Source organism: Bradyrhizobium sp. USDA 4486 (assembly GCF_054057995.1).
Genome location: NZ_JBSRZV010000001.1, coordinates 2,751,064 through 2,763,553, shown reverse-complemented (window position 1 = coordinate 2,763,553; position 12,490 = coordinate 2,751,064). Strand labels below are relative to the sequence as shown.

Here is a 12,490-nt window from a genome sequence, read left to right as displayed (position 1 = left end):
AATTCAATTAAGCCTATAAAGAATATGCGAGTTAGTTATGAACACTCATGACCTCGTCGCCTTCGTCGCAGTGGTGGAGACCGGATCGATCGTGGCGGCGTCAGCCCGACTCAATCTCACGCAGCCCGGCGTGACCCGGCGCATCCAGAATCTCGAGGAGATGCTCGGGGCACAACTGCTCGATCGGCTCTCTAAGCCGTTGAAGCCGACGGCGGCTGGCCACGAGGCTTATGAGCAGGGCCGGCGCCTTCTTCGGATGCTCGATGACCTCAAGTCAGGCGTCGCCAATGACGGCGTGGTGCGCGGCGAATTCAGGCTCGGCCTCACGCCGTTTCTCTCAGAGGCAGGGTTGAGCGCGCCGCTCGATGCCGTGCGTGCCGAATTTCCGGCACTCAGCGTGCGCGTCGTCTCGGGCTGGTCGCCCAGCCAGGTCGAGCGGGTCAGCCGCAACGAACTCGATGCCGCAGCGATCTGCCTGCCCGACGGGGCCGCGCCGCCCGCCGATCTCGTTGCTGACGATCTCGGTTCGCAGCCCGTTGTGTTCGTCGTCGCGCGCGGGATGAAGATTCCGCGCACTATCGACCTCGCGCGCCTGTCGCAGCTCTCATGGGTCATCAACCAGGATGGCTGCGGATTCCGCGACACCCTCAAGCGCCGCTTCGATGCCGAGCATTTGCCATTTACGGTTGCCGTGGAAGCGCTTGACAGCGAGCTTCGCCTCTCCCTCGTAGCGCGCGGCCTCGGGGTCGGCCTGGTGACGCCGCTCGCATTGAAGCGCAGCGCGTTTCGCGACAAGCTCAAGCCAATTGCTGCGCGGGACTTCAATCCTGCCGTGCGCGCATGGCTGGTGCATCGCCCGCCGGCCGGTCGATTGGCCCGCCCCATCAACCTGTTCCGTGAACGCCTGGATCGGGAGCTACAGGCGCTCATTCGCGCCTAGCGCAGCTTCCCGCGCGCGGCCACCGGCAGCGTGCCTATGATCTCCTCGCCGCGCACCATCACCACCTCGTCCATCATGTTGACGACGACGCAGACGTGGTTCGGCACGATGCGGACGACGTCGCCGACGTTGGGCCGGGTGTTGCTGCGGGAGAGGTCGAGGAAGCCGTGCTCTTCGGCGAACTTCGCGATTTTGGCTTCGGGGTGCTCCAGGATCAGGCCGTGGCCATCGAGACCGCCGGTGTCCGTGGTCAGCGTCTTCGAGCCGGCATCCAGAATGCCGCGCTCAGGCGCGGCGCGGCTCACCACTGTCGAATAGATGTGCAGCGCGCAGTCGTCCCAGGTGGCGGAGCCGGCAGCGACCTGCATGCGATCGTTGTAGATGTATGTGCCGAAGCGATGCTCGGTGCCGCCCTTGAGCTTGCCGATATTGACGAGGTTCGGCGTGCCACCGGTCGAGACGATTTTTGCGTCCAGCCCGTGCGCGCGCACGCCGGCCAGCGCTTCGTCGAAGAACTTCTGCGCATCGCCCCAGCCGGTCTCGGTCGGATAGAGCATGAAGCCTGCGAACTCGAGGCCCTTGGAGCCAGCGATCTCGCGTGCCAGCGCAATCGCTTCCGCCGGCGTCTCGACGCCCGCGCGCTTGCGGCCCGTGTCGCATTCGACCACGACCGAGAGCGGACGGCCCGAGGCCGCGGCCGCTTTGGGCAGGCCGGCGACCACAGTCGAATTGTCGGCGGCAACCGTCATCTTGGTCTTGGCATTCAGCGCGCCGAGCCGCGCCATCTTCTCTTCGCCGAGCAGATTGTAACTGATCAGGATGTCGTCGATGCCGGCATTGGCCATGATCTCGGCCTCGCCGATCTTCTGGCAGGTGATGCCCTTGGCGCCGGCCGCGACCTGCATCTTCGCGATGGTCGGGTTCTTGTGCGTCTTGATGTGCGGGCGGTTGGCGATGCCCGCGTCATCGCAGGCCCTCTGGATGCGCGCGATGTTACGCTCGACCTTGTCCATGTCGATGACGGCGCAGGGAGTGCCGTATTCGCGGGCGATCTTGGCGGCGAGGGGAGTGGTCATGGAAGTCCTCTAGTTGGCGCATATTCTGATCGCAAAACCGGTGCCCACTTTTGCGAAATACGCGCTAAGCCTGTTCAATTTCTTCGCGAAGCATTTCCAGTTCGAGCCAGCGCTCTTCGGCGGCAGATAGTTCCTCATGTGCCTTCGCGATCGCAGCCGACGTATCGTCGAATTTCTTGCGATCCCTGGCATAGAGGTTGGGGTCGTCGAGCACGCGCTGTAATTCTGCAATATCGGCCTGGAGCGTTTCCATCCTCTTCGGCAGCGTCTCCAGCGCGTGCTTCTCGTTGAAGCTCAGCTTTCGCTTGGGCGCCGACGCGGCCGGAGCAGGGCGGTCCTCTCGCTTCTCCGCTATTGGCTGCGCCTTCGCCGTCTCGCGCTTCAGGTCCGCGCCGCGCTGGCTCAGCATGTCGCTGTAGCCGCCGGCATATTCGATCCACTTGCCGTTACCCTCTGGCGCGATCACGGAGGTGACGACGCGGTCGAGGAAGTCGCGGTCGTGGCTGATCAGGATGACGGTGCCCTCATAGTCGCCGAGCATCTCCTCGAGCACGTCGAGCGTCTCCAGGTCGAGATCGTTGGTCGGCTCGTCCAGCACCAGGAGATTCGATGGCTTTGCCAGCGCTCGCGCCAGCATCAGGCGGCCCCGCTCACCGCCGGAAAGCACCTCCAGCGGCGTGCCGCGCTGCTCCTGCGCGAACAGAAAGTCCTTCATGTAGCCGACCACGTGCTTCGGCTTGCCGCCGACCATGACGTGGTCGCCGCGGCCGCCGGTCAGCGCTTCCGCCAACGTCGATTTCGGATCGAGGCTTTCGCGGTGCTGGTCGAGGGTTGCCACCTCGAGATTGGCGCCGAGCCGCACCGTGCCGGCGTCGGGCTGGATCCCGCCGGTGAGCAGGTTGACCAGCGTGGTCTTGCCGGCGCCGTTCGGGCCGATGATGCCGAGCCGGTCGCCGCGCTGGATGCGGGTCGAAAAGTTCTCGACGATCTTGCGCTGGCCATAGGCCTTGGTGATGCCCTTGGCCTCGATCACCAGCTTGCCGGATTGCTCGGCTTCCGCCGCGGCGAGCGTGGCGGCGCCGGCGGTGCCGCGATAGTTGCGGCGCTGGTCGCGCAGCGCATGCAGGTTGGCGAGCCGCTTGACGTTACGCTTGCGGCGCCCGGAGACGCCGTGACGCAGCCAGTGCTCCTCGTCGACGATCTTGCGGTCGAGCTTGTGCTGGTCGCGCTCTTCCTCGGCCAGCACCTCGTCGCGCCAGCTCTCGAACGAGGCAAAACCGCGGTCGATCTGCTTGATCTTGCCGCGGTCGAGCCAGGCGGTCGAGCGCGACAGGTTGGTGAGGAAGCGGCGGTCGTGGCTGATGATCACCAGCGCGCTGCGCCTGGAGTCGAGCTCCTGTTCCAGCCATTCGATGGTGGAGAGATCGAGATGGTTGGTCGGCTCGTCCAGGAGCAGGATGTCGGGCGAGGGTGCCAGCACATAGGCCAGCGCCGCGCGGCGGGCCTCGCCGCCGGAAAGATTGTGCGGGCTCTCGTCGCCAGTGAGGCCAAGCTGCTCCAGCAGATAGCGCGCCTGGTGTTGATCGTCGCCGGGGGCGAGCCCGGCCTCGACATAAGCGAGCGTAGTCTTGTACGCGCCGAAATTCGGCTCCTGCGGCAGATAGCGCACTGTGGCGCCGGGCTGCACGAAGCGCGTGCCGCTATCGGGCTCGACCAGCCCGGCCGCGATCTTCAACAGCGTCGATTTGCCGGAGCCGTTGCGGCCGATCAGGCAGACGCGCTCGGAAGGCGCGACATTGAGCTCGACGCCCGATAGCAGCGGCGTGCCGCCGAAGGTCAGTCTGATGTCTTTCAGTTGGATCAGCGGCGGCGCCATGATTAGCCTTGACTCAAATTCTGGCTCGTTGCGGCTGCCTCAGTGCGGCGACGCTGGATCCGGCGCAGCGTCTGGTCGAGCGCCGAAAGGAAGGCGGAACGGTCGCGCGGCGAGAACGATCGCGGGCCGCCGGTGACTTCGCCGGCCGAGCGCAGATCCGTCATCAGATTGCGGACTGCTAGCGTCATCCCGATCGATTCCTCGGTGAACGGTTTCCCGTTCGGCGCGATCACGTCTGCGCCGGCCTTCACGCAGCGGCTCGCCAGCGGAATGTCGGAGGTGATGACCACGTCACCCGGCTTGGCCCGCTCCGCGATCCAGTCATCGGCCGCGTCCATGCCGTTACCTGCCGCGATGCGCTCGATCATCGGGTCCTGCGGCACGCGGATAAAATTGCCGGCGACCACGCTCACGGGCACGCCGTGCCGGAGCGCGACGCGGTAGATCTCGTCCTTCACCGGACAGGCATCGGCGTCGACATAGATGCGGGTGGGGGCGTCAGTCATTGGCCGCGTGGTACCCCATTCGGGCCGCAAAGGCGAGGGGATTGACGGCTGTTCCCGGGGGCCTACGATTGCGCCTCCAACAACAAAAACACAGGGAAAGACGACCTAATGCCGAACCGGCTCGAAACCTGGCGCGTCGAGGCCTACAACACCGCCAAACAGTCCGAAAACAAGATGCATGATGACACGGTGGCGCGCCGCTTCGGCTTTTCCGGCGGGCTGGTCCCGGGCGTCGACGTCTTCGCCTACATGATGCACGTGCCGATCGCGTGCTGGGGCCGCGATTTCCTCTCCCGCGGGCTGGTCGAGGCCCGCTTCATCAAGCCGGTCTATGACGGCGAGACGGCCGACGTGGATGCGACCGAGCACAACGGGCTGCTCACGATCGAGGTGTTCAGCCGCACCGAGCTTTGCGCGACAGGGATCGCCTCGCTGCCCGCGGCAGCTCCAGCGGTGGCACGAGGCGACTATGTCGAGGTCTCCGCAGTTGCCGAGCGCAAGCCGGTCAGCCCGGCGACGTTCGAGACGGGCAAATGGCTCGGCACGATGCCGCGCCGCTGGGCCGGCCAGGACGCGACCGACTATCTCGCCGACATCAGGGAGACCGACCCGATCTTCGCGCGCGAGGGGCTCGGCCATCCCGGCCTGATCCAGCGCGTGATGAACCGTGTGCTGGTCGACAACACCATTCTGGGCCCGTGGATCCATGTCGGTAGCCGCATGCAGCTGTTGTCCGCCGCGCGCACCGGCGATGAGATCACCGCGCGGGCGAAGGTCACGGCGAATTACGAGAAGAAGGGGCACCGCTTCGTCGAACTCGACGCGCTGGTCGTCGCCAACGACACGACGCCGATTGCGCATTGCCAGCATACCGCGATCTACCAGCCACGCGAGCAGGCGGCGGCGTAGGCGGGAGCAACATGCATCCTCACAAGCGGGTGTCATGCCCCGCGAAGGCGGGGCATCCAGTACGCCGCGGCTTATCGCTTCTAGCCGCGCCGTCTCTGGAATACTGGATCGCCCGGTCGAGCCGGGCGATGACAGTTGTGAGCGTGGAGGCAGCGACTGCTCCTGTACAAGCAAAGGAGCCCCGGCCCTTACGCCGCCTTCCCCTTCGCCTCCTGGATCGCCCGCCACACCCTCTCCGGCGTTAGCGGCATGTCGATGTGCTTGACGCCGTAGTCCGACAATGCATCGAGCACCGCGTTCACCACCGTCGACAGGCTGCCGGCGCAGCCTGCTTCGCCGCAGCCTTTGCTGCCAAGCGGGTTGGTCGTCGCCGGCACCGGGTGATCGCCGACCGTCATGTTCGGCACGTCCCCGGCGCGCGGCAGGGCGTAGTCCATCAGCGAGCCCGTGATCGGCTGGCCGCTCTCGTCGTAACGGATGTGCTCCATCAGCGCCTGGCCGATGCCCTGGACGACGCCGCCATGGAGCTGACCGGCGACCAGCATCGGATTGATCACGGTGCCGAAGTCGTTGACGGCGCTGTAGCGCACGATCTCCACCACGCCGGTGTCAGGATCGATCTCGACCTCGGCGACGTGACAGCCGTTCGGGAAGGCCGACGGCACCGGCTCGCTGGTGTGGTCCACGTCGAGTGAGTCAGGCACGCCCTCCGGCACCTTGCCGTCATGCAGCTTCCTCGCCAGCTCCATGATATCGATGCTGCGGTCGGTGCCGGCGATGGTGAAGCTGCCGCCTTCGAACTCGATGTCGGCTTCGGAGGCCTCCAGCATGTGCGCGGCGGCACGCTTGCCTTTTTCGATGACGAGCTTGGCGGCGCCCACGATCGCCATGCCGCTCGCGGTGATCGAGCGCGAGCCGCCGGTGCCGTTGCCGGCGTGGACGATGTCGCTGTCGCCTTGCACCAGCTTGACGCTCTCGAAGGGCACCCCGAGCTGCTCGCACAGCACCTGCGCGAACGGCGTGGCGTGGCCCTGGCCGTAGTCCAGCGTGCCGGTGATGAGCTGCACGGTGCCGTCAGGATCGAACACGATCTTGCCTAGCTCGACGCTCGGCGGCGCGGTGACCTCGAGATAGGAGCCGACCGCGATGCCGCGCAGCTTGCCGGCCTTCTTGCTCTCTCTCTTGCGCTTGGCGAAATTCTCGTAATCGGAGATTTCGAGCGCCTTGTTGAACACCGCCTGGAAGTCGCCGCTGTCATAGGTGACGCCGGAGGACGCGGCGAACGGCATCTGGTTCTGTTTGATGAAGTTGCGCTTGCGCAAACTGAGGCGGTTGATGCCCATCTCGTCGGCGGCTCGGTCGATCAGCCGCTCCATATAGTAGTTCGCTTCGGGCCGGCCGGCGCCGCGATAGGCGCCCATCAGCGTGGTATTGGTCAGCACCGTCTTGATGTCGACCGCCATCAGCGGCGTGCGGTAGACGCTGGAGAAATTCTTGGCGGTGTTGAGCGAAAGCGGGCTCGGCGCGACGCCGGTGATGTAGGCACCGAGATTGCCGTAACCCGAAAGCTTCGCCGCGAGGAAGTGTCCCTCGGCATCGAGCGCGAGCTCGGCATGGATCTTCTGTGCGCGCCCGTGGCTGTCGGAGAGGAAGCTGGTCGAGCGCTCGTCCAGCCACTTCACCGGGCGTCCTAGTTCCTTCGCCGCGTACAGGATGCACATGTATTCGGGATAGTTGACGTTCTTCATGCCGAAGGAGCCGCCGACATTGGCGGTGAGGATGCGCACTTTCTCGTTCGGTACCTTCAGGTTCTTGGCGAGGTTGGCGCGGTTGCCGGCAACGCCCTGCGTCGGCACCTGAAGCGTGTAACGCTCGGTCTTCTTGTCGTAGGAGGCCAGCCCCACGCGCGGCTCCATCGAGACCACGGCGACGCGGGTGTTCTCGATATCAAGCTTGGTCACGTGAGCGGCGCCGGCGAAGGCCGCGTTGACCTTGTCCGTGTCGCCATAATGGTAGTCGAGCGCGACATTATTCGGGATGTGGTCGTAAAGCTGCGGCGCGCCGGGTTTGGCGGCCTCCTCGGGATCGGTCACCGCGGGCAGCGGCTCGATATCGAGCTCGACCGCTTCGGCGGCATCGCGCGCCTGCGCCAGCGTCTCAGCGACCACGAAAGCGACGGGATCGCCGACGAAGCGGACCTTGTCGGTCGCGAGCGGCTGACGGTTGGTCTGGAGCAGGGGCGAGCCGTCACGGCTCTTCAGCGGCAGGCCGCAGGTGAAGGGGCCATAGCCGGCGGCGTCGAGGTCGGTTCCAGTCCACACCCCTAGCACGCCCGGCATCGCCTTGGCGGCGGCGATGCCGATGCCGCGAATGATGCCGTGGGCATGGGTCGAGCGGACGATCACTGCATAGGCCTGGCCGGGCAGGTTGAAATCGTCGGTGTAGCGGCCTTTGCCGCGCACCAGCGTGTCGTCCTCCTTGCGGCGGACCGGCTGCCCGACGCCGTATTTTTGCAGTGCAATAGCGTTTTCGAGCGTGGAGGATTTGGTGTGTTCTTGCATGGAAATGACCTGAAAAGCCGGCATTTGCGCGATTTCGCGGGGCGCGTGGAGGGGGCCGGACCCTCTTTCAGATAGCCCAGGGGCCCGTTCACGACAACGCACGAATGGGCATGGTCCTATGTGATGCGATGTTGCGCAGGCCTGCCGCGCTGCTAATGTTTCAGGCGAAAAAGCAATTCCGGATCGGCCCCCTGAGGTCGTGGAAAGACAGTTTGTATGAATGACCACACGCGGCTCCGCGACGGCCATGTGCCGCACGGTGAGCTGGAGGGGTCGATGGCGGCGGTGGCGTTGGCCACCGAGCCTGCCGTCCCCGTGCAGGCCGCCGGAACCGGCGTCTACGCGGCGCTGGACCTCGGCACCAACAATTGCAGGCTGCTGATCGCCTGTCCGACCCACGACGGATTTCGCGTGGTCGATTCCTTCTCGCGGATCATCCGGCTCGGCGAGGGGGTCTCGGCGACCGGATGCATCAGCGAGGCCGCGATCGAGCGCGCCATCGCCGCGCTCAGCATCTGCCGCGACAAGATCAATCTGCGCAAGGCGCGGCGGCTGCGGCTGATCGCGACCGAAGCCTGCCGCGCCGCCTCCAACGCCGAAGGTTTCCGCAGCCCGCGTCGCGGCCGAGACCGGCATCGAACTCGAGGTGATCGACCGCGAGACCGAGGCCGCGCTCGCCGTGCTCGGCTGCTCGCCGCTGGTCGATCCCAGGGGCAGGGGCGCGATCCTGTTCGACATCGGCGGCGGCTCGACCGAGCTGGTGCGGATCGAGCGCGATCCGGAAAATCCGGAACCGCGCATCAAGGCCTGGATGTCGATCCCTTATGGCGTGGTTACGCTCGCCGAACAGTTCGGCGGCCGCGACGTGACGCCGGAGATCTATGCCGCGATGGAGCGCGAGGTGGCCAGCCACGTCGCCCCCTTCGCGGAGGAGCACGGCCGCGACCTCATGGATATGCACCTGCTCGGCACCTCGGGCACGGTGACGACGCTTGCCGGCATCCATCTCAACCTGCCGCGCTACGACCGTCGCCGCATCGACAGCATCTGGATGAACGATGCCGATATCACCGCGACCATCAACAAGCTGCTCGGCATGAGCTACGAGGAGCGCGCCGGCAACAGCTGCATCAGCGTCGAACGCGCCGATCTCGTGCTCGCCGGCTGCGCCATCCTCGATGCGATCCGCCGCGCCTTCCCGCTGCCGCGCCTGCGCGTCGCCGACCGCGGCCTGCGCGAAGGCATGCTGGTCGAGATGATGCGCGAGGACGGCGCGATTCGGAGCTGGTGAGATGGCGAAAGACACCACCGGCCGCTTGCACGTCCAGGTCAAGACCGGCGGCAAGCGCAAGCTGTCGTCGAAGCTGTGGCTGGAACGGCAGCTCAACGATCCCTATGTCGCGAAGGCCAAGGCGGCAGGCTATCGCTCGCGCGCCGCGTTCAAGCTACTCGAGATCGATGACAAGTTCCGGCTGCTGAAATCAGGCATGGCCGTGGTCGATCTTGGCGCTGCGCCCGGCGGCTGGAGCCAGATCGCCGCCAAGCGCGTTGGCTCCGCGGAGGGCAAGGGCAAGGTCGTCGCCATCGATCTCTTGGAAATGCCGGAGATCGTCGGCGTCGATTTCGCGCAGCTCGATTTCATGGACAATGATGCGCCTGACAAGCTTACAGAAATGCTGGGTGGCAAGGCCGACGTCGTGATGTCCGACATGGCCGCCAACACCACCGGGCATCGCAAGACCGACCAGCTCCGCATCGTCGGCCTGGTCGAGACGGCGGCGGCGTTTGCCTGCGACGTGCTCAAGCCCGGCGGGACTTTCCTGGCCAAGACGTTCCAGAGCGGTGCCGACGCCGATCTGCTCGCCCAGCTCAAGCGCGATTTTGCAACGGTGCGTCACGTCAAGCCGGCGGCAAGCCGTCAGGACTCGTCGGAACGGTATGTGCTGGCGACGGGATTTCGCGGTGGCGCGCGGGGCGAGGCTTAGGCGCGGACGTCCCTTCCTCTCAGAAGCCGTACTTCATCGCGCCGCGCACCCGCTGGCTTTCGATCCCGCTGGCCGAGCTCGTCAGCAGATATTCGAGATCGAGGCTGAGCGCGCCGCCGACCTCGGCTCGCAGGCCAAGCCCGCCGGTGAGCGTGTCGCGCGCCGTGGACGTGCCTGAGATCGTGTAGTTGGAGCTCAGGCCGACAAGATCGACGTAGTTCAGGCCCTGCACATAGCTGCCGTCGAAGGCATGCCGCCATTCCGCGCGGGTGGTCGGCGTCAGCACGCCCCAACTCTGCAGGATCGGGTAGGCGAGGCGTCCACCGAGCACGCTCGCGATGTTCGTCGTGTTCATCCTGTCGTAGCTCAGCGCCCATGCGCTCGAACCCGTTTCGGCGTAACCGTCGAGCGTTACCCTGATAACGTCGAGGCGGCCGTAGGACGACAGCCTGAAGCCGTCCCATCTGGATACATGGCTTACGCCAACCGAGCCGAACACGACGCTGCCCGAGCGTGTTCCTGACAGCATGACGTTGCCGTCGCTCGACCAGCGCTTGCTGTCGAAGCGCAGGGCGCCATAGCCACCGGCGACGTCGAGATAGGTGTGCGGCAGGAAGCGCCAGCTTGCGTAGAGCGTCGCATCGAAATTGCGCGCATCGATCCGCGAGCCGTCGCTGCCGATCTCGCTCCGATCAAGGCCCAAACCGAACGCCGCGCCCGCCTTCAGTCCGTCCGTGATGCGGCGGTCGAAGCCGAGCGTCAGGCCTGACGAGGTGAAGCGATTGTCGAAGCTGTCGTCGCTGCGCAGACGGCCGAAGCCGACAGTGCCGAAGGCCCAGACATGGAACGGCAGCGCATTGGTCTTGTTGAGCGCGTCCATGGCTTGCGGCAGCGCGGCCGAGAGCTGGCTGATGGCGCGGCCGGCGTCGCTCTGCGTGGCGGGGATGTGGATCGGCAGGTCACCCGCATAGGCAAGGGCTGGAGCAGCATCCGCCTGGCTGTTGAGCGGACCGGCCGTCCGGCTGCCACCGAGGCCGCCCGCGGAGGCGACCGTTTCGTTCGCGGCGCCGCTCCGAGAAGCCTGGCTGCTACTGCCGCCGCTGCTTGCTTCGCTATCGTCTTCTTCATGCAGCGCCTCGAAACGGCTGAAGACGTTGGCGATCTGGGTTTGGCCAAACCGCACGGCACTCGACACTTGGGAGCTGACCAGCCCACGCACGGTCGCGTCGCTGGTCGGATCGGAACGGCCCACGGTCAGCGTGATCGCGCTCGACGTCGCCGCCGCATTGTGGCCATCGCCCGCATACACGGCCGTGATCGAATGCGCGCCCATCGCCAGGGCCAGCGTCGTGAGGATTGCCGTCGTGCCCGACACCGTCGCGGTTCCGAGAACGGTCGTGCCATCCTTGAACGTGATGGCACCCGTCGGCGAAATCGCGCTCGACAGCGTCGCGGTAAGGGTGACCGATTGTGCCACGGCCGGTGATGTCGTCGAGCTCGCGACCGAGAGCGTCGTGGCGGCCTTGACGACTGACATCGTAGCCGCGGCCGACGTCACGGAGGCGTTGTTGGTGTCGCCATTGTAGATCGCGGTGAACGTGTGCGCGCCCAGCGGATAAGAGGAGAGCATCAGGATGGCACTCGAGCCCGAGAGGGTGGCGCTGCCGAGCTGTGTCGAGCCTTCGTAGAAAGTCACGGTGCCGGTCGGGGAGCCTGCGCCAGTGACCGCCGCGACCACCGCGACCGACATGCCATTGCTCGCGGGCGTGGAGGAGGCGTTGACTGCGATGGAGGGCGTCGCCTGTGTCACCGTCACGGCCGTCCCGCCCGTCGCGGTGTTGTTGTTGGAATCGCCATCATAGCTCGCTGTGATCGTATGCGAGCCGACCGAAAGGGTGCTCACCGTCAGGCTGGCGGTCGTGCCGGAGACGGTCGCAGTGCCGATCGAGGTCCCGCCATCATAGAAGGTGACTGTTCCGGTGGGCGAGTAGCTGTTGCTCAACGTCGCCGTCAGCGTGAGCGGGCTGGCATAGGCGACCGGCGAAGGCGAGGGCGAAACGGAGAGAGTCGGTGACGTCTTATCGATCGTGAGCTGATAATAGAGGATGAAACTCGCACCCGTCGTGGAATCCGGCGGGTGGTTCCCCGACCCGGTCAAGAAGGTAAAGAAGCCGGTGACTGTCCCTGCCGCGGTGGGCGTACCGGTCAACGAGAAGGAGCAGGTCTTCGAACCGAAAGGGTTGGTGGTGTTGGTGAAAGTGACGCCCGGAAAATTGTTGAACCCCCAGGCCTGGGGATTACACGAGACAGTGTCGGTGTAGACCGTGGTGGATTGGGAATAAGCCGTACCGACCGTTGCGTTCGGCAGCGTCCGGTTGGCACAGGCCGTGCCCTGCATGATGAAGAACGCGAAGAGCGCCAACATCGCGGAGAAGCTTGGCTGCCGCAGGTGAAGCCGGCTGCGGCACGCAAGCATGTCGAAATAGACAGAGATCATTTTCCCGCCCCTCGTACGGACCCAGGCCGAAGACTCGTTTCGGCGGACCCGCCACGGGCGGGATGTGCGGCCTTCGAACGGCCTGCAAATTCGCGCGACACACGACCTTGCGTGTCTGGATCGTCCGATGCCCAGTTAGG

Annotated in this window: 8 protein-coding genes and 1 pseudogene; 4 read left to right on the top strand and 5 right to left on the bottom strand. The window is 65.6% G+C overall.

Annotated elements, in window-relative coordinates; all coding sequences use genetic code 11:
* Nucleotides 1-37: 37 nt before the first annotated feature.
* Nucleotides 38-940: a LysR family transcriptional regulator gene (locus ACVWY3_RS13645; protein ID WP_456838910.1), complete on the top strand. Its 903-nt coding sequence runs from the start codon at nucleotides 38-40 to the stop codon at nucleotides 938-940.
* Here the strand turns inward: ACVWY3_RS13645 and ACVWY3_RS13640 are convergent.
* The 3 genes from ACVWY3_RS13640 to ACVWY3_RS13630 form a co-directional block, all read right to left on the bottom strand.
* Nucleotides 937-2,016, bottom strand: coding sequence for a D-TA family PLP-dependent enzyme (locus tag ACVWY3_RS13640; protein ID WP_456838909.1), 1,080 nt, complete (start codon nucleotides 2,014-2,016; stop codon nucleotides 937-939). The genes ACVWY3_RS13645 and ACVWY3_RS13640 overlap by 4 nt on opposite strands.
* 64 nt (nucleotides 2,017-2,080) lie before the next feature.
* Nucleotides 2,081-3,892, bottom strand: a complete 1,812-nt coding sequence (locus ACVWY3_RS13635) for an ABC-F family ATP-binding cassette domain-containing protein (protein WP_456838908.1) — start codon at nucleotides 3,890-3,892, stop codon at nucleotides 2,081-2,083.
* Between the two features lie 2 nt (nucleotides 3,893-3,894).
* Nucleotides 3,895-4,398 (bottom strand): YaiI/YqxD family protein, encoded by a 504-nt coding sequence (locus tag ACVWY3_RS13630; RefSeq protein WP_456838907.1) that lies wholly within the window; start codon nucleotides 4,396-4,398, stop codon nucleotides 3,895-3,897.
* Between the two features lie 108 nt (nucleotides 4,399-4,506).
* Here ACVWY3_RS13630 and ACVWY3_RS13625 point away from each other — a divergent pair, with 108 nt between their 5' ends.
* Nucleotides 4,507-5,307 carry a hypothetical protein gene (locus tag ACVWY3_RS13625; RefSeq protein ID WP_456838906.1) on the top strand — a complete coding sequence of 267 codons (801 nt, stop codon included), beginning with the start codon at nucleotides 4,507-4,509 and terminating at the stop codon, nucleotides 5,305-5,307.
* Nucleotides 5,308-5,495: 188 nt separating this feature from the next.
* Here the strand turns inward: ACVWY3_RS13625 and ACVWY3_RS13620 are convergent, their stop codons facing one another.
* Complete coding sequence (locus ACVWY3_RS13620; protein WP_456838905.1) at nucleotides 5,496-7,868, bottom strand: xanthine dehydrogenase family protein molybdopterin-binding subunit; 2,373 nt, start codon at nucleotides 7,866-7,868, stop codon at nucleotides 5,496-5,498.
* Nucleotides 7,869-8,084: 216 nt separating this feature from the next.
* Between ACVWY3_RS13620 and ACVWY3_RS13615 the strand changes: the two are divergent.
* Both ACVWY3_RS13615 and ACVWY3_RS13610 read left to right on the top strand, forming a co-directional pair.
* Nucleotides 8,085-9,159: pseudogene (locus tag ACVWY3_RS13615) on the top strand (Ppx/GppA phosphatase family protein).
* Nucleotide 9,160: 1 nt separating this feature from the next.
* Nucleotides 9,161-9,853 (top strand): RlmE family RNA methyltransferase, encoded by a 693-nt coding sequence (locus ACVWY3_RS13610; RefSeq protein WP_456838904.1) that lies wholly within the window; start codon nucleotides 9,161-9,163, stop codon nucleotides 9,851-9,853.
* A 19-nt stretch (nucleotides 9,854-9,872) separates the two neighbouring features.
* Here ACVWY3_RS13610 and ACVWY3_RS13605 read toward each other — a convergent pair whose 3' ends face one another.
* Nucleotides 9,873-12,350: an Ig-like domain repeat protein gene (locus ACVWY3_RS13605; RefSeq protein WP_456838903.1), complete on the bottom strand. Its 2,478-nt coding sequence runs from the start codon at nucleotides 12,348-12,350 to the stop codon at nucleotides 9,873-9,875.
* Nucleotides 12,351-12,490: the final 140 nt, after the last annotated feature.

Excerpts from the sequence above, each read along its gene's own strand:
- ACVWY3_RS13645 (WP_456838910.1), top strand. The coding sequence starts at position 38 with ATGAACACTCATGACCTCGTCGCCTTCGTCGCAGTGGTGGAGACCGGA.
- ACVWY3_RS13640 (WP_456838909.1), bottom strand. The coding sequence starts at position 2,016 with ATGACCACTCCCCTCGCCGCCAAGATCGCCCGCGAATACGGCACTCCC.
- ACVWY3_RS13635 (WP_456838908.1), bottom strand. The coding sequence starts at position 3,892 with ATGGCGCCGCCGCTGATCCAACTGAAAGACATCAGACTGACCTTCGGC.
- ACVWY3_RS13630 (WP_456838907.1), bottom strand. The coding sequence starts at position 4,398 with ATGACTGACGCCCCCACCCGCATCTATGTCGACGCCGATGCCTGTCCG.
- ACVWY3_RS13625 (WP_456838906.1), top strand. The coding sequence starts at position 4,507 with ATGCCGAACCGGCTCGAAACCTGGCGCGTCGAGGCCTACAACACCGCC.
- ACVWY3_RS13620 (WP_456838905.1), bottom strand. The coding sequence starts at position 7,868 with ATGCAAGAACACACCAAATCCTCCACGCTCGAAAACGCTATTGCACTG.
- ACVWY3_RS13610 (WP_456838904.1), top strand. The coding sequence starts at position 9,161 with ATGGCGAAAGACACCACCGGCCGCTTGCACGTCCAGGTCAAGACCGGC.
- ACVWY3_RS13605 (WP_456838903.1), bottom strand. The coding sequence starts at position 12,350 with ATGATCTCTGTCTATTTCGACATGCTTGCGTGCCGCAGCCGGCTTCAC.